General features: G+C 51.6%; 18 protein-coding genes. 11 read left to right on the forward strand and 7 right to left on the reverse strand.

The window, feature by feature from the left end:
- Positions 1-69: 69 nt before the first annotated feature.
- The 5 genes from C2U43_RS11040 to ydhT all read left to right on the forward strand — a co-directional run bounded on the left by C2U43_RS11040 (position 70) and on the right by ydhT (position 5,179).
- Positions 70-2,172 carry an aldehyde ferredoxin oxidoreductase gene (locus C2U43_RS11040; RefSeq protein ID WP_003832676.1) on the forward strand — a complete coding sequence of 701 codons (2,103 nt, stop codon included), beginning with the start codon at positions 70-72 and terminating at the stop codon, positions 2,170-2,172.
- Between the two features lie 10 nt (positions 2,173-2,182).
- Positions 2,183-2,848, forward strand: a complete 666-nt coding sequence (locus C2U43_RS11045) for a YdhW family putative oxidoreductase system protein (protein ID WP_103285120.1) — start codon at positions 2,183-2,185, stop codon at positions 2,846-2,848.
- Between the two features lie 64 nt (positions 2,849-2,912).
- Positions 2,913-3,581 carry a 4Fe-4S dicluster domain-containing protein gene (locus tag C2U43_RS11050; protein WP_020996435.1) on the forward strand — a complete coding sequence of 223 codons (669 nt, stop codon included), beginning with the start codon at positions 2,913-2,915 and terminating at the stop codon, positions 3,579-3,581.
- Complete coding sequence (gene phsC, locus C2U43_RS11055; protein ID WP_048235471.1) at positions 3,578-4,363, forward strand: thiosulfate reductase cytochrome B subunit; 786 nt, start codon at positions 3,578-3,580, stop codon at positions 4,361-4,363. Before C2U43_RS11050 ends, phsC begins: the two co-directional genes overlap by 4 nt.
- Positions 4,364-4,414: 51 nt before the next feature.
- Positions 4,415-5,179 carry a protein YdhT gene (ydhT, locus tag C2U43_RS11060; protein ID WP_442861430.1) on the forward strand — a complete coding sequence of 255 codons (765 nt, stop codon included), beginning with the start codon at positions 4,415-4,417 and terminating at the stop codon, positions 5,177-5,179.
- A gap of 9 nt (positions 5,180-5,188) precedes the next feature.
- Here ydhT and C2U43_RS11065 read toward each other — a convergent pair whose 3' ends face one another.
- From C2U43_RS11065 to C2U43_RS11080, 4 genes are read right to left on the reverse strand one after another with little or no spacing between them, the layout of a single operon-like run.
- Positions 5,189-5,866, reverse strand: a complete 678-nt coding sequence (locus C2U43_RS11065) for an amino acid ABC transporter permease (protein ID WP_071446909.1) — start codon at positions 5,864-5,866, stop codon at positions 5,189-5,191.
- Positions 5,856-6,641, reverse strand: coding sequence for an amino acid ABC transporter permease (locus tag C2U43_RS11070; RefSeq protein WP_103285122.1), 786 nt, complete (start codon positions 6,639-6,641; stop codon positions 5,856-5,858). Before C2U43_RS11070 ends, C2U43_RS11065 begins: the two co-directional genes overlap by 11 nt.
- Positions 6,641-7,459 carry an amino acid ABC transporter ATP-binding protein gene (locus C2U43_RS11075; RefSeq protein WP_103285123.1) on the reverse strand — a complete coding sequence of 273 codons (819 nt, stop codon included), beginning with the start codon at positions 7,457-7,459 and terminating at the stop codon, positions 6,641-6,643. The genes C2U43_RS11070 and C2U43_RS11075 overlap by 1 nt, the downstream gene beginning before the upstream one ends.
- 1 nt (position 7,460) lies before the next feature.
- Entirely contained in the window at positions 7,461-8,294 is an 834-nt protein-coding gene (locus C2U43_RS11080) for an ABC transporter substrate-binding protein (RefSeq protein ID WP_103285124.1), read from the reverse strand.
- A gap of 305 nt (positions 8,295-8,599) precedes the next feature.
- Between C2U43_RS11080 and C2U43_RS11085 the strand changes: the two genes are divergently transcribed.
- Complete coding sequence (locus C2U43_RS11085; RefSeq protein ID WP_032943239.1) at positions 8,600-9,493, forward strand: LysR family transcriptional regulator; 894 nt, start codon at positions 8,600-8,602, stop codon at positions 9,491-9,493.
- A gap of 52 nt (positions 9,494-9,545) precedes the next feature.
- Here C2U43_RS11085 and C2U43_RS11090 read toward each other — a convergent pair whose 3' ends face one another.
- Positions 9,546-9,686, reverse strand: a complete 141-nt coding sequence (locus tag C2U43_RS11090) for a hypothetical protein (RefSeq protein ID WP_003832695.1) — start codon at positions 9,684-9,686, stop codon at positions 9,546-9,548.
- A 332-nt stretch (positions 9,687-10,018) separates the two neighbouring features.
- Between C2U43_RS11090 and C2U43_RS11095 the strand changes: the two genes are divergently transcribed.
- A complete protein-coding gene (locus C2U43_RS11095; protein ID WP_003832697.1) occupies positions 10,019-11,500 on the forward strand; it encodes an APC family permease in 1,482 nt (493 codons plus the stop codon).
- A gap of 21 nt (positions 11,501-11,521) precedes the next feature.
- On the opposite strand, the gene C2U43_RS11100 is transcribed toward C2U43_RS11095, so the two are convergent.
- Positions 11,522-12,220, reverse strand: coding sequence for a cache domain-containing protein (locus C2U43_RS11100; protein WP_020996432.1), 699 nt, complete (start codon positions 12,218-12,220; stop codon positions 11,522-11,524).
- Between the two features lie 24 nt (positions 12,221-12,244).
- Entirely contained in the window at positions 12,245-12,970 is a 726-nt protein-coding gene (locus C2U43_RS11105) for a FadR/GntR family transcriptional regulator (RefSeq protein ID WP_008784630.1), read from the reverse strand.
- Between the two features lie 315 nt (positions 12,971-13,285).
- On the opposite strand from C2U43_RS11105, the gene C2U43_RS11110 reads away from it, so the two are divergent.
- From C2U43_RS11110 to C2U43_RS11125, 4 genes are all read left to right on the forward strand, one after another.
- The gene (locus tag C2U43_RS11110) at positions 13,286-14,713 is read left to right on the forward strand and encodes a gamma-aminobutyraldehyde dehydrogenase (RefSeq protein ID WP_103285125.1); all 1,428 of its coding nucleotides are present in this window, start codon (positions 13,286-13,288) and stop codon (positions 14,711-14,713) included.
- A gap of 11 nt (positions 14,714-14,724) precedes the next feature.
- Positions 14,725-15,198 (forward strand): ester cyclase, encoded by a 474-nt coding sequence (locus C2U43_RS11115; protein WP_032943249.1) that lies wholly within the window; start codon positions 14,725-14,727, stop codon positions 15,196-15,198.
- A gap of 88 nt (positions 15,199-15,286) precedes the next feature.
- Positions 15,287-17,179: an NAD(P)-binding protein gene (locus tag C2U43_RS11120; protein ID WP_008784633.1), complete on the forward strand. Its 1,893-nt coding sequence runs from the start codon at positions 15,287-15,289 to the stop codon at positions 17,177-17,179.
- 3 nt (positions 17,180-17,182) lie between these two features.
- The gene (locus tag C2U43_RS11125; RefSeq protein ID WP_103285126.1) at positions 17,183-18,391 is read left to right on the forward strand and encodes a c-type cytochrome; all 1,209 of its coding nucleotides are present in this window, start codon (positions 17,183-17,185) and stop codon (positions 18,389-18,391) included.
- The last annotated feature ends 43 nt before the right edge of the window (positions 18,392-18,434 follow it).

Consider the following 18,434-nt stretch of genomic DNA (forward strand, 5'->3'; position numbering starts at 1 on the left):
GTTTTGGATAAAAAACTGCCTGAAGAATGGCGGGTATATCTATTAAACCTTCTTGCAAAGGAAAACATGATGGCTAATGGTTGGACAGGTAATATTTTACGGGTCAATCTCACCACGGGTAATATCACCCTTGAAGATTCCAGTAAATTTAAAAAATTTGTCGGTGGGATGGGCTTTGGTTATAAAATTATGTACGACGAAGTCCCGCCAGGCACCATGCCTTTTGATGAAGGGAATAAGCTAGTTTTTGCCACCGGACCATTAACGGGGTCTGGCGCTCCCTGTAGCTCCCGCGTCAATATCACCTCCTTATCGACGTTTACCAAAGGTAACTTAGTCGTAGATGCCCATATGGGCGGTTTCTTTGCTGCACAAATGAAATTCGCCGGTTACGACGCCATTATTATTGAAGGCAAGTCCGCATCACCGGTCTGGATCAACATCAAAGACGATAAAGTCAGCATCGAAAAAGCCGATTTCTTGTGGGGCAAGGGGACTCGCGCCACAACCGAAGAGATTTGCCGGATTACCAGCCCGGAAACCTGCGTTGCCGCTATTGGGCAGGCGGGTGAGAATCTGGTGCCACTGTCCTGCATGATCAACAGCCGCAACCACAGCGGAGGCGCCGGTACAGGTGCGGTGATGGGTTCGAAAAACCTGAAAGCCATTGCGGTAGAAGGGACTAAAGGCGTCAACATTGCCGATCGTAAAGAGATGAAGCGGCTCAATGACTACATGATGACCGAGCTTATCGGCGCCAACAACAACCACGTTGTGCCAAGCACCCCGCAGGCCTGGGCAGAATACTCTTCGCCAAACTCGCGCTGGACAGCCCGTAAGGGACTTTTCTGGGGCGCGGCAGAAGGGGGGCCAATCGAAACCGGTGAAATCCCGCCGGGAAACCAAAATACGGTGGGTTTCCGTACCTATAAATCGGTGTTCGATCTGGGTCCAGCCGCAGAAAAATACACGGTCAAAATGAGCGGCTGCCATTCATGCCCTATTCGTTGTATGTCGCAGCTCAATGTCCCGCGGGTGAAGGATTTTGGCGTGCCGAGTACCGGCGGCAACACCTGCGTGGCAAACTTTGTTCACACCACCATTTTCCCCAATGGCCCGAAAGATTTTGACGATAAAGACGATGGGCGAGTCGTAGGGAACCTGATCGGTCTGAACCTGTTTGACGATTACGGTATCTGGTGTAACTACGGCCAGCTGCACCGTGACTTTACCTACTGCTATTCGAAAGGCGTCTTTAAACGCGTGCTGCCAGCCGAAGAGTACGCGGAGATCCGTTGGGATCAACTGGAGGCGGGCGATCCTAACTTTATCAAAGATTTCTACTATCGACTGGCGCATCGCGTGGGGGAACTCAGTCATCTTGCGGACGGCTCGTATGCCATTGCTGAACGCTGGGATTTGGGCGAAGAGTACTGGGGTTATGCCAAAAATAAACTGTGGTCGCCGTTTGGTTTTCCGGTCCATCATGCAAACGAAGCCTCAGCGCAGGTGGGGGCGATCACCAACTGTATGTTTAACCGTGACTGTATGGCGCACACCCATATCAATTTCATCGGTTCCGGTTTGCCGCTGAAATTACAGCGCGAAGTGGCGGGCGAGTTATTTGGGTCGCAGGACGCCTACGACGAGACCAAAAACTATACCCCAATCAATGCCGCCAAGATCAAATATGCCAAATGGACGCTGCTGAAAGTCTGCCTGCATAACGCGGTTACGCTGTGTAACTGGGTTTGGCCGATGACGGTTTCACCACTCAAGAGCCGCAACTATCGCGGAGATTTGGATCTGGAAGCGAAATTCTTCCAGGCTGTCACCGGTGATGAAACCACGCAGGCGAGTCTGGACCTGGCCGCTGAACGCATCTTTACCCTGCATCGTGCCTATACGGTCAAACTGATGCAAACCAAAGATATGCGTAATGAACACGATCTCATCTGCTCCTGGGTGTTTGATAAAGACCCGAAAATTCCGGTCTTCACCGAAGGCACCGACAAGATGGACAGGGAGGATATGCGTCAGTCACTGACGATGTTCTATCAGGAAATGGGCTGGGATCCCGAGTTGGGTTGCCCAACGCGCGAAACCCTGAACCGACTCGGACTTGAAGACGTGGCAGCCGATTTGGCTGCGCAGGATCTGTTGCCAGCGTAAGGAACGCGAGATGACTAACGTGAGCAACGTTCAGGCACCCGTTGGGGCGCTTCCTGACGAGGTTGATAGCCAAAAGAGACACTGGCTACAGGCGTTTCACCCGCCGGTCGAGCGGGTGACTGCGCCGCAGGTTCAGGAAGCCGCTAGCCCGGAGTCGATTGTGGCAGATTTTATCCGCCAGCATTCGGCATCGGGGCACCTGGTGGCGCGCAGCGTGTTTCTGCAGCCACCTTATTCGGTCCCTGAAGCCGATCTCTCCGCGCTGCTGGGTGTGCTGTGCCAGGACGCGAATAACGCGGATATCACCCGTGTGCAGGGTGCTGAAGATGTCTATTTCTACTCAACGCAAACCATGACGGCAAACTACGCCGGCATGTGCGTGCAGGTGGTGGAAAACGACATCTGCCGTGCGATTGCCGAGGCGGTATGCTTCGACTGTCAAACGTATCCTCGCCCCTATAAGGTCGCCATGTTGACGCAACCGCCGTACAGCTTTGAGTCTCAGCAGATTTCAGCGGCGCTCACGGCCATGGAAACGCATCCTGATTACGCAGATATACGTACTGTGGAATCGTCAAATGCGGAGCCTTATTTGTTCAGCGAACGTTTTATGAGTTATGGCAAAGCGTACGGCCTGTGTGAATGGCTTGAGGTTGAGCAGTATCAGAACCCCTGAATTATTCAGGTTGATGTCATGGAATGTGTGGACGACCACTGTCACAGCATTAGAGGATAACCCGATGTCCTTCACCCGACGAAAATTTGTCATTGGCATGGGGACGGTGATTTTTTTTACCGGCCCAGGTCAAAATCTGTTAGCGAGTACCAGGAGCCCTAAAGCCGTTCGTTACGTCATGATTCACGACGAATCACTGTGTAACGGATGCAATATTTGCGCTCGTGCATGCCGGAAAACCAACCATGTACCTGACCAGGGCAGCCGTTTGTCGATCGCTCATATTCCGGTAACCGATAACGACAACGAAACGCTGTATCACTACTTCCGTCAGTCCTGCCAGCATTGTGATGATGCACCTTGTATTGAGGTGTGTCCGACCGGTGCCTCCTGGCGAGATGAGAACGGTATTGTGCGAGTAGATACGTCTTGCTGTATTGGTTGCAGTTACTGTATTGGCGCGTGTCCTTATCAGGTGCGCTATCTCAACCCGCAAACCAAAGTGGCGGATAAATGCGACTTCTGCGCTGAATCTCGGCTGGCGAAAGGTTTCCCTCCGATCTGTGTTAACGCTTGCCCGGAACATGCGCTGATTTTCGGTCGTGAAGATAGCCCGGAAATTCAGACTTGGTTGCGAGAAAACAAGTATTACGAATATCAACTTGCAGGCGCCGGGAAGCCCCATCTGTATCGTCGGTTCGGTCAACATTTGATTAAAAAGGAAAATGTATGAACGCGTCGCAGAATGCCGAACAGTTTCACGCCCAACTTGCACAGTATGTCCCCCTGTTTTCACCGGACTACTGGCCTGTGTGGTTAGTCGTTGCCGGGTTAATGCTGGTGGGAATGTGGCTGGTGCTGGCGCTTCATGCCATGCTGCGCTTTCGGGCGGCGCATAAAGCGTCGGCAGGGCATGGTGAGAAGGTCTATTTATATTCGAAGGCTGTCCGCCTGTGGCACTGGTCGAATGCGCTGTTATTTCTGTTGCTTCTGGTTAGTGGCCTGGTCAATCACTTCTCTGCCGTTAGCGCACCGGTAATGAAAAGCCTGCTCACCGTTCATGAGGTTTGTGGCTTTTTGCTACTTGCCTGCTGGATTGGTTTTGTGCTGATCAACCTGATTGGCGGCAACGGACATCACTATATTATTCAACGTCAGGGCTGGATCGCACGTGCGCAAAGACAAACGCGTTTTTACCTGTTTGGCATTATGCAGGGCGAGTCACACCCATTTCCGGCCTCACCTCGCTCTAAATTTAATCCGTTACAGCAGGCGGCCTATGTTGGCGTGATGTATGGTTTGTTGCCACTGCTACTGATCACTGGATTGTTATCGCTTTACCCGGTAGCTGTCGGCGATCTGTTCCCCGGAGTGCGTTACTGGCTGCTTCAGGCGCACTTTGCGCTGGCAATAGTCAGTCTGTTTTTCATTTTTGGGCATCTTTATCTCTGCACTACGGGGCGCACGCCGGGCGAAACCTTTAAGTGTATGGTGGATGGCTACCACCGGCATTAAGCGATGATGATTACGCGAAGTGACTTACGGGCCTGGCGTGTTGGGCCCGTCATGTATCGTTGGTTTCTACGCGCGTTTCCCGCAGGAGGAAGCTATGCCGATGTTCATCGCGCGCTCCAGCGGGAAGGGTATACCGATTGGGCAAATAGCCTGGTGGAATACGGCTGGTCAAAATGGCGGGAAGAGGCGAGTTTTGCTCAGCAGGATATTGACGCAATGGGGAATATTTCCTGTGAGCAAGCTGCAGGGGAAACCAGCCGTCCGTTGGCTTGTGCGGAAGATTATGCCCGATTTAGCAGTGCGGGTGATAACGTAAAAATTGCCAGCGCCGGGTATGCTGCGCAGATCGCCTGTGCCGGTTACAGCGCACGGATTGGCAGTGTAGGCTATAACACGCATATCGGCAGTTCAGGCGATCGCGGGCGAATAGCGATTGCGGGAAACTCGGCGCGTATCAGCAGTGTGGGCGACGGAACGCGTATTGCCAGTACCGGCATGCGCGTACGTATCAGTTCGCTCGGCGATCGAAATCGGATTGCCAGTAGCGGTGATTTAACCCAACTGGCCTGTTTTGGCGCAGATGCGAAAATCGCTAACTGCGCGGACAATATCCACATTATTGCCAGCGGAGAGAACGCCGTTGTTGCCAGTACCGGTGCTGTCGACTCAATAATTCTTGGTCCCGGCGGATGTGCGGCGCTGGCTTATCACGATGGCGAAAGAATGCGTTTTGCGCTTGCCGTTGAAGGGGAAAATAACATTCGGGCGGGCGTAAAATATCGGCTCAACGAAGACCATCAGTTCGTGGAATGTTGAGCCGAGAGGTCATTTTAGTGCGAATCGGCGCTGGGTGATTTTTTCAAGGCTAAAGCACAGCAGGTAATAAACCAGCCCGGTAAAGATAAAAATGGCTGCGGGGTAAATTTGCACCCGGCTGTTAACCTGACCGGCAACTGTCGTGAGTTCCGGCACGTTAACGATAAACGCCAGTGACGTGTCCTTCAGCAGCCCAATAAAAATCCCTGTCAGCGACGGTAGTACGTTACGCAGCACCTGCGGCAGCAAGATAAGCCACAGGGCCTGATCCGGGCGAAAACCCTGAACAACTGCCGCTTCATACTGCCCGCCAGGCAGTGCGCTAATTCCAGCATACACTGAGTGCATCACCGAGGCGGCGGTGAACCATGCCAGCGCCAGCGTCACGGTAACGGCACCGGGCAGATCGCTTCCGGTCAGCATGGGTAGCAAATACCACATCCAGAAAATCACAAAGATGAGCGGAATGCCGCGAATAAATTCCGCCCAGATAAACAACCCGTTGCGAACCGCGCCCGGAAACCGCCAGGCACAACAGGCAAGAACGATCCCGCCAGGCAGCGCCAGCAAAGCCGCACTGATAGCCATCAGCAAAGTGAGCAGTACACCGCCGGGTTGCCCCTCAGCTACACGTCCCCACAGGAGATAGTCAAGATTGTCGGTAATGACCGAAACATTAGCGATCATGCAGTATGCTCCTGACGCTGAAGATGCGCATTCTTATCTTTGACGATTTACCCGACGCAGACTGCGGGCCAAGACGGGTAAGCAGCATACCCAGAACGATGCCGGTAAACAGATAGAGTGCAGTGCCAACGGCAAAGGCTTCCAGCGCGTGCGCGTTGTAGCTCTCAATTTGCCGTACCTGGTAGGTGAGCTCAGCAAATCCAATACCGCTGGCAAGCGAGGAAAGCTTCATCAGGTTGAGATATTGCCCAACAATCGGTTGCCAGGCGTTTGCCAGCCCCTGAGGCAGCAGAATGTGACGAAATATCGCCCAGGATGAAAAGCCCTGCGACACGGCAGCCTCGCGTTGTCCGGCAGAAACAGCCTGTAAACCCGAAGCGATCTCTTCAACCAAAAATGCTGAGGTAAATACCCCCAACCCCCATGCTGAACAGATAAATTCCGGCGTTAACCACCAGACATCACCCGGCAAAATTGACCATGGATGATCGGCATTGATAAAGCTAATGACGTTACGGGGTAGCCAGTTCCAGGCGGCAAAATACCAGAACATCAGTTGCACCAGTAAAGGCGTGTTGCGAAACACCGAGACCCACACCCCGACCATCGCTTTAGCGAGACGATTGCCCGTCAGGCGCAGGCCGAGCAGTGAGATGGCAATGAGCGTGGCGAGCACGATACCTGCCAGCGTCACCCAGAGCGTGGTGAGAAAACCGGAAATTATCCATTGCAGGGGTTGCCCGCTCAGCACTCCCTGCCAGTCCATTGCATGCATTATGACGATGACTCCTGGTGTAACGGGTCGAGCACTTTTTTCAGGAAACGCTGGGTTCTCGGGTGCTGTGGTCGGACGAAAAAATCCTCCGGCGCGGCCACTTCCAGAATATCGCCACCATCGATGAAAACCACCCGATCGGCAATTTCGCGGGCAAAATGCATTTCGTGGGTCACGACGATCATGGTGATACCGCTGTGGGCCAAATTTTTCATTACCTGTAATACCTCGCCGATCATTTCCGGATCCAGCGCGGAAGTGGGCTCATCAAACAGAATAATTTGTGGCGACGAGGCCAGTGCGCGGGCGATGGCCACGCGCTGCTGCTGCCCACCGGACAACTGCGCGGCATAGGCGTTGGCTTTTTCCGCCAGTCCCACTTTTTCCAGCAACTCAAGTGCCCGACGATCCGCTTCCGTCTTGTTCCAGCCGTGAACATATTCCAACGCCAGTGCGATGTTCTGCAGCGCAGTCAGATGCGAATAGAGATTGAATTGCTGAAATACGAAACCGATACGGCTGCGTAACTGGCGTAATGCCGCCCCGCGCAACTGACTAATCGGTTTACCATCAATGAAAATTTCGCCACCGCTGAGCGACTCAAGCTGGTTGATAAGACGTATAAGAGTGGATTTTCCTGAGCCGGAAGGCCCCAGAATGGTCACCACTTCACCGGGTTCAACCGTCAGGCTAACGTCGTTAAGGACGGTGTGAGCGTCATACTGTTTAATCACATTGCGCAGTTCGACGCTCGCCTGGCGCAAATGGGTAAAATCCGCAGCCGAAGCTGCGGATCGATGAAAAAGGGTTGAGAGCATATTACTTGGCTTCTATTTTAAAGGCGCGGGCTTGCGGATTTTTGGTTTCAGGACCAAACCAGACATCATAAATTTTGGCTGCCTGCCCGGTAGATTCCAGCTTCAAAAGTTCATCGTTGACGGCTTTTAACAACGCTAGCTCACCTTTTTTCACCCCCACGCCGATCTCTTCTTTGCTCAGCAGGTCCGGCAGAATTTTGAAATCAGCTTTATCCGGCGCAGCGCCTAATAACCCGGCCAGAATCGTACTGTCCTGGGTAATGGCCTGAACATTGCCGTTGCGTAGCGCGGTTAACGCCAGCGGGATATCGTCGTAGGCCAACACGCGCGACTGCGGGAAGCGCTGATGCAGTGCCTGTTCACCAGTAGTGCCTTTTACCGCGCCGATGCGTGCTTTGCTGTATTCATCGAGCTTATCCGGAGATTTTGCTGGCACAAGGAACTGCTGGCCGGTAACAAAATAAGGAACGGAGAAATCTATTACCTGCGCCCGTTCAGGTGTAATCGTGATATCTGCGACGATTAAATCAGCTTTACCAGATTGTAATAACGGAATGCGGTTTGCCGGATTGGTCGCTACCAGTTCCAGTTTTACACCAAGGGATTTGGCCAGCGCTTCGGCAAAATCAACGTCGTAGCCGACAATCTTATGGGTTTTGGCATCGACGGAGCCAAACGGAGGATTCGCGTCAAATGTCGCGACTTTTACGACGCCTGCGGCTTTGATATCGGCCAGTTGGTCAGCCTGAACCTGCGAGACGGTAAGTCCTGAGGCCAGCAGCACGCCCAATGCCAGCAGTGTTTTTTTAGCGCGGTTAGTTTTCGTTGCCATCATTGTATGAAATCCCTGTAGTTTTTGGTTTGTGCTTTTTACGCTCCCATAACTTACGGTTGGGACAAAATAAGAAAAAATTCTTATCTATATACAAAATGTTATTAGTGAAGGATGTGTTAATAGCGGGTGAAAATAATGCATGAGTGAAAGGTAAAATCGTGCATAAGCCTGGTAATAATTCGCATTTTGTTTTTGTGTGAGAGCACGCTTGAATAAGATTGAGCTGTGCTAATGTCCAGAAATGCTACTGGAATACCCTCCGGACCTGTACCATATATCACAACAGGTCTGGAGTGGGGATAAGCATGCTGCGTGATAATTTTAACGATCTCTATTATCTCATTATCGTTGCCCGCGAGCGTAGTTTTACCCGGGCAGCGGCAAAACTTGGGGTTTCGCAATCCGCGCTAAGCCATGCGATTCGTGGGCTTGAAGAGCGGCTGGATGTACGGCTTCTGACCCGCACCACGCGCAGCGTTGCGCCGACCGAAGCCGGAGAACGGCTTATCAACAGTATCAGCCCGCGTTTTGATGACATTGAAACAGAGCTGCTGGCATTAACCGATGTCCGTCAGCGCGTGGCCGGTAACATCCGCCTGACGCTGGGCGAACATGCATTGCAATCTACCGTCTGGCCCGCGCTGGAGCCGTTTTTGCAGGCTTACCCTGATGTTAATGTGGAAATGACCATCGACAATAGTCTGACGGATATTGTGACTGGCCGTTATGACGCGGGTATTCGGCTCGGTGAGCAGGTGGCAAAAGACATGGTAGCCGTCAGAATTGGCCCGGACTGGCGCATGGTAGTGGTGGGGTCACCGGCGTATTTTGCTCGTCATGGCAAACCGCAAACCCCTCACGACCTGCAAAATCACAGCTGTATTAACATGCGCATGCCGACGTTGGGCGGGTTATACGCCTGGGAGTTTGCTAAAGACGGGCAAGATTTGCGCGTACGGGTGGAAGGGCAGCTTATTTTTAACAATCTACCCCCGCGAATTAGCGCAGCGATGGCGGGAATGGGGCTGGCTTTTGTGCCGGAAGACACCGTCGAGCAGGCTGTTGCAGAGGGGGCATTGGAAAAAGTGTTGGAGGACTGGTGCGAACCTTTCCCTGGCTATTATTTGTACTATCCCAGCCGAAAACAACATACCGCCGCCTTTGCGCAACTGATTGAGGCCTTACGGTATACGGGCTGAAGTGGGTGGGGTTAACAGGCGATAAAAAACCGGCATTGCGCCGGTTTGGAAATCAGATTTTGCAGGCGTCGCCGCAGTCATTATCAGCAATAATTTCCTGCGCTTTCTTGTCTGCATCTTCCAGACGTTCAGCGTTACGCTCTTGCGCTTCTTCCAGTCCATCAAAGACCAGATTATCGAGATCAATTTCCATCATTCACCTGCTCAGGTTCAGCGTTTAACATCACGTTATTATATTGCAAAAATGTTGCTTAACAGCAGCGATTCTTGCTACTTAGCATCGAACGCAATCCGCTGTGTGTATTTATCCGCCAAAATAGCCTATGGTTCGCAATTGCTAAAGAATCGTTGGTTGTAAATACCGCAAAATCCTCGCTCTCTCTACCGTTTTATCTCCACTTTTTCATTAACGTGATGCGCGATCATTTTTAACAAATCTGCGACAAAATCACTATACATATAACTTAATATCTTTTATACATTAATTGTTCAACCCTGCGACTATTCCACAAAAGAGAAAGCAATATGGAACAGACACCTGATAAGAAAAATGATAATTTTCAAAAAGATGGCAAAGAACAGTTCAATCGCTCGATCGGTCTTATTTCAAACTTTGCGTTGGGTTTTACCTACCTGTCGCCGCTTACTGCCGTCTATTCGCTGTTTGCGCTGGCCGTAACGCTGGCGGGGCCGCCCGCAGTATGGTGGATTTTAATCGTCGCATGTGGGCAACTTTTGGTGGCATTGGTGTTTGGTGAGGTCGCTTCCCAGTATCCGATAACCGGTGGGCTTTACCCCTGGGCCAGAAGGTTGTGGGGCAAGAAGTATGCGTGGATCGCCGCCTGGATCTATCTGTGGGCGCTGGTGGTCACCATTACGTCGATCGCGGAATATACATCAACGTTCGTTGAATCACTCTTCCACTATGGCCAGACGCCGGCCACGATGTTGGTGACTTCTGTTCTGCTGCTGCTGTTGATGATGGCCGTTAATATGTCCGGGACTAAAAATCTGGCCCGGGTGGCAAAAATTGGCTTCTGGTGTGAAATTGTCAGCGTGATCGCGCTGGGGATTTATCTGCTGATTTTCCACCGTTCACAGCCGTTCTCTGTGATTTTTGACTCGATGGGCGTGCTGGCTCATGACGGCAGCTACTCCACCGCATTTATGTCTGCTGCACTGATGGGGCTGTTTATGTTCTTTGGCTTTGAGGCCTGCGGTAACGTTGCGGAAGAGGTGCAGAATCCGAGTAAAAAGATCCCGGTGGCGATGATTTTAAGCATCGTATTCGGCGCGATTTCCGCCATTATTTCTGTTATGGGTTATTTGCTGGCTTCACCGAATCTGGTCAGTATCGTGAATGGCAAAACGTCCGATCCGATCCCGGCAATCCTTAATGAAGCTCTGGGCGAAACTGGCGCGACTGTCTTTATCGTGGTTGCAATTATCGCCATGTTGTCGTGCATTTTGTCTCTGCAGGCTGCGTTAAGCCGTCTTATCTTTTCTTTCTCCCGCGACAGAATGCTGCCTGGAAGTGAATGGATGGCCAAAATCTCTAAAAATGGTGTTCCGGATAATGCCATGGTCGTCAGTTGCCTGCTGCCAGTGATCATCTGCGTTTGGGTTTATTTCCAGCCAGATAACCTGTCGCGTATCACCGCGTTTGCTGTTATCGGGATTTATATCTCGTTCCAGATGGTTGTGCTGGCCGCGCTGCGTCAGCGTCTGAAAGGCTGGAAACCGGCGGGGGAGTGGACCATTGGCGGTTGGGGCGTAATCGTGAATGTGTTGGCGTTAGCTTACGGATTGTGCGGGATCTGGTTACTGGCGCAACCGGCAGACAGCAGCGACTTCATCGACCGTTGGACGGTCCTGTTCGGCCTGGCGATTGTTGTTGGCTCGGGGCTTATTTATATGTTCCTGACCCGTCCGTTTGGTCGTTCAGCGGCGCCGGAAAACGACGCCATTGCGTACGCCAATAAGCTCAATATGGGGCAGGATAACTAAAAACTAAGGGCCTTCGGGCCCTTAGTTTTGATAGTGATAAAGGATAAAGTAGTCGCTCTGATACACCACGGTACTGTTTGCAGGTGACAGCAATTCACCCACGCGAAAACGTGGCCAACTGGAGAAAATGATCCTGTTTTCCAGATTAGTCAGAATCACATAGTCAGGATGGGCACAGGAAAGCAGTTCGGCTTCTATCTGACTGACCAGCAGATCGACCGCGGCAACACCGAGAAACTGATCGTTGTAGTAGACCGGGACGGCTGACGTTAAGGTATAGGAGATATTGCAAATATAGTCGACGTAGGGACCGTGGATATAGGCTTTGCCTGCCGGAGGAGAATGCTTAAACCACTCAAAGGTTCTGAAATCCAGTCGTTGTTGAGTGGCCTGATCCAAATCCAGATGCGCCTGGCTTAAACCATTATCTTTCTTATACCACCACTCCAGCAACCAGTACTCTTTTGTGGTTGCGGTGCTCTCAATATGGCTGGCGAATCCCGCCCCTGAGCAGTAATGGTTGTTATTGAGCGTGCGCTTGATGTGCTGTTGAACGGTGGATCTGACTGAGGGGTCGAGAACGATCTCGGCTGAGGCCTTTTGTACCCCTGAAATCGCCTCATGGATGCTCCTCGCCAGCGCAACGGTAGAATCTACGGTAGAAACAGTAATATCATCAATTTTACGAATTAATGCGCTTAGGGATGTCGAAGAGCTCATTGTCTGTCCTGCCTTCACTGATTGTCAGTTCGAGTTATATTTCAGCTTTTTTTCAATAAGGTAGTAGGTAAACGTGTCGATGATCTGCGTGGCAAACTGTACTGACTCTGCCTCGTTGTGAGCAGCCAGCGCATCGGCCAGCGCCGAATAAAGCGCGATAATTTCTGCATGAATACTGTCTGTGCGATAAAGTATCGCCACCAGCGATGCCCATTCAGCCTGAACCTGCAGCTCCTGATTGGCCAGTCGCGCTGAATGCGAACTGGCGGCAATCGCCAGCAGACAACGCATATCGGCCTGAGTCATCAGCTCAGGTGAGTTTGCCTTTCTGAGCACCTCGACAAACTCGCGAAATTTGGCGATATCCGCACCGGTCATCCGTCGGGAAGCCAGCCGCGCGCTATGGCTAATAATGGCGCAATGCATTTCACCCAGATCAGACAGATAATCCGTACTGATCGCCTTGAACGGATGCAGGGCGCTATTTTTGCCATCAATATTTTCGCAAACGAAACTCCCACCATTACGACCACGAACCGTATGGATAAGATTATTAGCCCGAAGCGTGTTTAGCGCTTCTCTGATAGTGATATGTGAGACACCCATCATCTTTGCCAAATCAGTTTCGTTGGGGAGCTGTTCTTTTGGCTCCAGCAACCCCGTGATAATGGCATTTGAAAGGCGTTGGACTATCTGGTCTGAACGACTGACCTGCCCGATAGGCGCAAATATGACCGCGTGAGTAATCATAATCTTTTCTGTACTCAATTCCCTGAAACAACGACCATTTTTAACACATGCCCGTCGGGCAAGGAAGGTAAGAATGGCCGAGTTATTTTACATGCCTGGGCGCAACGTCACTGCACAAGCGGATGTGTGTCCCGATAACCTTATGATGAGCTGGGCGTAACGCGTCAGCTGGCAATAAAAAGCCTCATCCTGCAAATGTGAAAATTAAGTTAAAAATGCGAGGCTTATCATAGTGTCAATGTTGCGCATTTGAAAAAAATTTACAATATATATATTACATAAGATTCTTTATGTATTAATTGGCAGGAGACAAACATGAAAACCCTGAAGCATTTTATTAATGGGCACTATGTAGCAGGCAGTAGCGAAGATAGCTTCGAACTGGTGAGTCCGGTTGACGGTGAAACGTACGCAATATCTCCCAACGCTAACGAGGCGGAGGTAGAGCAGGCTTACTCAGCAGCGGAGGCGGCGTTTAGCATCTGGAGAAAATCGACGCCGGCACAGCGGCAAAAGGCGTTATTGCGGCTGGCCGATGAGATTGAACGCAACGTTGAGCGACTGGTAACCGCGCAGAGCCAGGAAACCGGTCAGCTTCGCCATTTTATTGAGAAAGAGGAGATCGCAGCATCTTGCGATGCCATCCGCTTTTTTGCCGGTGCGGCGCGCTGTCTTGAAGGAAAGGCGGCCGGAGAATATTCCGCAGGATTTACTTCAACCATTCGTCGTGAACCGCTGGGTATTGTTGGGCAAGTGACGCCGTGGAACTACCCGTTCATGATGGCGGTGTGGAAGATTGCACCAGCGCTGGCGGCAGGCAACACGGTGGTGCTAAAACCAAGCGACACCACGCCAGTTAGTACGCTGCTGTTGGCTGAACTGGCCGCACCGTTGTTCCCGAGAGGGGCGTTTAACGTTGTGTTGGGCAAAGCCAGCACTGGTTCGCTGGTGGTTTCAAACCCGAAAGCCTCACTGGTCTCGATTACCGGTTCGGTCCGTGCGGGTTTGCAGGTTGCCGCTTCGGCGGCGGCAAATCTGACCCGAGCACACCTGGAATTGGGCGGGAAAGCGCCCGCAATCGTGTTCGCCGATGCGGATATGGACAAGGCGATTGCGGCGATTACCACAGCAGGCTTTTTCAATGCCGGGCAGGATTGCACAGCGGCAACGCGGATTCTGGTAGAGCAATCCATCTACGCAGAGTTTCTTGAAAAACTGATCCAGAAAACAAAAAGTATCAAATATGGGCCGCCAGAAGATCAAAATGCACTGTACGGCGCATTGAATAGCCGGAATCAGCTGGAGCAGGTGAAAGGCTTTGTTGAGCGTTTACCGGCACATGCAAAAATTGAAACCGGTGGGCGCGCAGGATCTGGTCCAGGCTTCTATTTTGAGCCGACGATCGTCTCCGGATTGCATCAAAATGATGAAGCTATTCAGCATGAAGTATTTGGCCCGGTAATGACTATTCAGTCGTTTTCTACTGACGAAGAGGTACTACACAAAGCGAATGATGTGGAGTATGGTCTTGCCGCCAGCGTCTGGACCAGTAACCATGGTCGCGCCCAACGCTTCAGCATTGACCTCGATTTTGGCACGGTGTGGATTAACAATCACATTCCTCTGTGTGCCGAGATGCCGCACGGCGGGTTCAAAAAATCGGGGTACGGCAAAGATCTCTCATCTTATTCACTCGAGGAATACACTCGGGTGAAACATATCATGTGCGACATTTCTGAATAGAGAGGATTACGATGAAAACATTAAAAATCGCGGTGCTTTCATTAGTGATGTTCTCGGGCTATAGCCTGGCAGAAAGTACATCGCTGAATACCGTAAAAGAGTATATGGCGGCGTGGAATGCGCATGATGCTTCGCGAGCCGCTCAATTTCTTGCTGATGATGCGGTCTATTATGATGCCGCCGCAGGAGAACCGATAAACGGCAGGGAAAAAGCAGAAAAAGAGGTTATCGGCGCTTTTATTAAGGCGGTTCCAGATCTTAGCTGGAAAATGGTTGGAAAACCCGTCTACGACGAAGATACCGTGGCCTTTCGTTGGGAATTTTCAGGCAAAAATAGTGGTGAATGGGCAGGGAGTCCGCCGACAAATAATCCGATCAAATTTGAAGGCGTCAGCTATATTCATGTTAAAGCAGGAAAAATTACCTGGCAGGGTGATTATTATGATTCTAAAAAACTGGATGAAGAGTTAAAGCCAGTGAAGTAGTCGGTTGTACCCCTTTATAAATAAGAAGGGGTATCTCTCTTATTTGTGTCGTATTAAAGGCAGTGTGTAGCAATAAGGAAAAAAGTTAATGGCAATTACCAGACGTGATTTTCTCAACGGCGTCGCGGTGACTATTGCGGCGGGGCTTACCCCGCTGGAGTGGGTCAGGGCGGCAGGAAAGGGAAACGCATTTATAGATGGAAATTATTATCCTCCTGCGCTGACGGGGCTGCGGGGTAATCATCCTGGATCGTTTGAAATGGCGCATGCGCTAGGCCGCGAGCATAAACATTTTGATTTAAACGCTCTGCCCGTTGAGGAAGAGTACGATCTGGTGATTGTGGGTGGCGGGATTAGCGGGTTAGCTGCCGGTTGTTTTTGGCGTCAAGTTGCCGGGCAAAATAGCCGGATCCTGATCCTCGATAACCATGACGACTTTGGTGGACATGCCAAACGTAATGAATTTACCAGCTCGGGTAAGAAATTACTCGGTTATGGTGGCAGCGAAGCATTCCAGTCACCTGCGCATAATTTCAGCCCTGAAGTACAAAAGTTGATGGAAACTGTGGGCGTCAGCGTCACGCGGTTAAAAGAGAGTTTTGACGTAAACTTCTACCCCGACTGGCAGCTCAGTCGCGGCGTTTTCTTCGATAAGAAGAATTTTGGCGAAACAAAAATCGTCAGCGGCGATCCGGGCCGCGCGGTATCTGATGATATTCCGCCGGACAGGCTCAATGGGCGTAAAATTGAAGACTTTATCAATGATTTTCCGCTAAGTGAGAACGACAGAAAAGCGCTGATCGACCTGCACGTCCGGCCCGGTGATTACCTGCCGGGGATGACGGTCGATGAGAAAATGGAATGGCTGGATACCCACAGCTACAGTGAATTTTTGGCAACAAAAGTTGGTTTGAGCAAAATGGCGCTGCTCTATTTCCAGCAGCGTTCCAACGACTTCTTTGCTATTGGTATTGAAGGTATTTCCTGTAGCGATGCCCGTGCGTGCGCCTTACCCGGCATGGAAGGGATGGGGTTACCGCCGTTGGACGGTGAGTCACTGGCCGACCTCGAAGAGCCGTATGTTTACCACTTCCCGGACGGTAACGCCGGGTTAGCCCGCCTGTTAGTCAGATATATGCTGCCGGATGCGCTACCGGGCAACACGATGGAAGACTCTGTCCTCGCCAGACTACATTACGAAAAGCTGGATCTGCCGGAAAACACCACGCGCCTGCGCCTGAACAGCACGGTGATTAATGCGGCCAACGTGCAGGATGGCGTGGCGGTGACCTATCTGCGTGACGGTAAAATGCACCGTGTGCGCGGTAAGAACACCATCATGGCAGGCTATAACATGATGATCCCGTATCTGGTGCCTGAGATGCCGGAACAGCAGCAGGCGGATCTTAAACTGAACGTGAAGGCACCGCTGGTGTACACCAACGTGGTGGTCAAAAACTGGCAGGCGTTCAAACAGCTTGGCGTACATGAGTTTTATTCTCCGGCGGCACCTTATAGCAGGGTTAAGCTCGACTATCCGGTCAGTATTGGTGGGTATCAACATCCGGCCTCCCCGGACGATCCGATGGTCATTCATATGGTCTATGTGCCGACCTATCCGGGCAGTAACCTGTCGGCCAGAGAGCAGTTCCGTCTGGGACGAGCCTATTTGCTGGGGACCACCTTTGCGGCGCATGAGGAGATGATTCGCTCCCAGTTGCAGGAGATGTTTGGCTCAACCGGATTTGATAATCAACGCGATATTTCCGCCATTACGGTTAACCGCTGGGCGCATGGCTATGCGTACTACGCCAACTCGCTGTTCGATGATATGGATAAGATGCCAGAAATTATCGAACGGGCGCGTAAGCCAGTCGGTCGCATTGCCATCGCTAACTCTGATTCTGACTGGAGTGCTTATGCCCACACGGCAATCGATCAGGCATGGCGTGCGGTTAATGAACTCAAGGATATGGGGTGATCTATGCGTAAAGTAACCATTCTCGCCGCCTGTTTATTTACCGCTTCGGTTTCCGCTGCTGAATCTAACGGTGAATACATCGCGCGAATTTCAGACTGCGTCGCCTGTCACACCGCTGAAGGTGGTGCGGCGATGGCGGGGGGCAAAAAGTTTCCTACTCCGGTGGGGGATATTTATTCGACCAATATTACCCCGGACAAAACGCAGGGTATTGGAAATTATTCTTACGAGGATTTTGAAAAGGCCGTACGGCAGGGGATCGCCAAAGATGGTCATCCGCTCTATCCGGCTATGCCTTATCCCTCCTATGCGAAACTTTCTGACGAGGATGTTAAGGCGCTGTATAGCTATTTTATGCATGACGTCACGCCGTCAGCACAGCCCAATAAAGAGAATGCCATTCCGTGGCTACTCTCCGCCCGCTGGCCGCTGCATATCTGGAACTGGCTGTTTACCGACGCGCCAGTGACGGCTGTAGAGGGCGCGAAAACGGATGATAATGCTGCCCTGGTAAAACGAGGTGCTTATCTGGTGGAAGGCCCCGGACACTGCGGTTCATGCCATACCCCGAGAGGCATGGCGATGAACGAAAAAGCGTATACTAATGCTGATGCCGAATACCTGAGCGGCGCGATGATTGACGGCTGGTATGCACCGTCGCTGCGCGGCACCGGTATGTCTGAGCAGGAGTTAAAATCGCTGTTGCTGACCGGTAAAAGCAAGCATGCCGCGGTTTCAGGTTCGATGGCTGAAGTCGTCACGCAGAGTACACAGTATCTGACCGACGAAGATGCCACGGCGATCGCCCAATATCTGTTGAGCCTGAAAAGTGCGAAGCCTGAAACGGTACGTGCTGCGGCGACTACAGCATCCTGGTCGAATTCACCTGAGGCGGGCAAAGTGACCTATAACCGCTACTGTTCAACTTGTCACGGTCTGGAAGGGAAAGGTACGGATGATAACGCGCCTTCTTTAGTTAACAATCCACTGGTGATGGTTGATGACCCGACACCGCTGTTCAGAGTGATTGCTCACGGCGCAGAAACACCGACAACGCGTGGCAGCGTCTCCTTTAAGATGCCTGCCTACGGTGGCTTGTTAAGCGATAACGAAATGCGCGACGTGATCAACTACGTGCGTAAAAGTTGGGGTGAAGGGAATAGCGAAGTAAGCCAGGAAGACCTGGCTGGCGTTAAAAAAGCGTCACATTAAACAGTATGCCGGAGAAGTTGCTTGCACCGTCATCCGGCAGTGC

It is taken from the genome of Citrobacter freundii complex sp. CFNIH9, assembly GCF_002903305.1.
GTDB classification, from domain to species: domain Bacteria; phylum Pseudomonadota; class Gammaproteobacteria; order Enterobacterales; family Enterobacteriaceae; genus Citrobacter; species Citrobacter portucalensis.

Coding starts and splice junctions, on each gene's coding strand:
- C2U43_RS11120 (WP_008784633.1), top strand. CDS start 15,287: ATGGCAATTACCAGACGTGATTTTCTCAACGGCGTCGCGGTGACTATT.
- C2U43_RS11095 (WP_003832697.1), top strand. CDS start 10,019: ATGGAACAGACACCTGATAAGAAAAATGATAATTTTCAAAAAGATGGC.
- phsC (WP_048235471.1), top strand. CDS start 3,578: ATGAACGCGTCGCAGAATGCCGAACAGTTTCACGCCCAACTTGCACAG.
- C2U43_RS11125 (WP_103285126.1), top strand. CDS start 17,183: ATGCGTAAAGTAACCATTCTCGCCGCCTGTTTATTTACCGCTTCGGTT.
- C2U43_RS11100 (WP_020996432.1), bottom strand. CDS start 12,220: ATGAGCTCTTCGACATCCCTAAGCGCATTAATTCGTAAAATTGATGAT.
- C2U43_RS11115 (WP_032943249.1), top strand. CDS start 14,725: ATGAAAACATTAAAAATCGCGGTGCTTTCATTAGTGATGTTCTCGGGC.
- C2U43_RS11050 (WP_020996435.1), top strand. CDS start 2,913: ATGTCCTTCACCCGACGAAAATTTGTCATTGGCATGGGGACGGTGATT.
- C2U43_RS11045 (WP_103285120.1), top strand. CDS start 2,183: ATGACTAACGTGAGCAACGTTCAGGCACCCGTTGGGGCGCTTCCTGAC.
- ydhT (WP_442861430.1), top strand. CDS start 4,415: ATGTATCGTTGGTTTCTACGCGCGTTTCCCGCAGGAGGAAGCTATGCC.
- C2U43_RS11065 (WP_071446909.1), bottom strand. CDS start 5,866: ATGATCGCTAATGTTTCGGTCATTACCGACAATCTTGACTATCTCCTG.
- C2U43_RS11085 (WP_032943239.1), top strand. CDS start 8,600: ATGCTGCGTGATAATTTTAACGATCTCTATTATCTCATTATCGTTGCC.
- C2U43_RS11075 (WP_103285123.1), bottom strand. CDS start 7,459: ATGCTCTCAACCCTTTTTCATCGATCCGCAGCTTCGGCTGCGGATTTT.
- C2U43_RS11040 (WP_003832676.1), top strand. CDS start 70: ATGGCTAATGGTTGGACAGGTAATATTTTACGGGTCAATCTCACCACG.
- C2U43_RS11080 (WP_103285124.1), bottom strand. CDS start 8,294: ATGATGGCAACGAAAACTAACCGCGCTAAAAAAACACTGCTGGCATTG.
- C2U43_RS11070 (WP_103285122.1), bottom strand. CDS start 6,641: ATGCATGCAATGGACTGGCAGGGAGTGCTGAGCGGGCAACCCCTGCAA.
- C2U43_RS11110 (WP_103285125.1), top strand. CDS start 13,286: ATGAAAACCCTGAAGCATTTTATTAATGGGCACTATGTAGCAGGCAGT.
- C2U43_RS11090 (WP_003832695.1), bottom strand. CDS start 9,686: ATGGAAATTGATCTCGATAATCTGGTCTTTGATGGACTGGAAGAAGCG.
- C2U43_RS11105 (WP_008784630.1), bottom strand. CDS start 12,970: ATGATTACTCACGCGGTCATATTTGCGCCTATCGGGCAGGTCAGTCGT.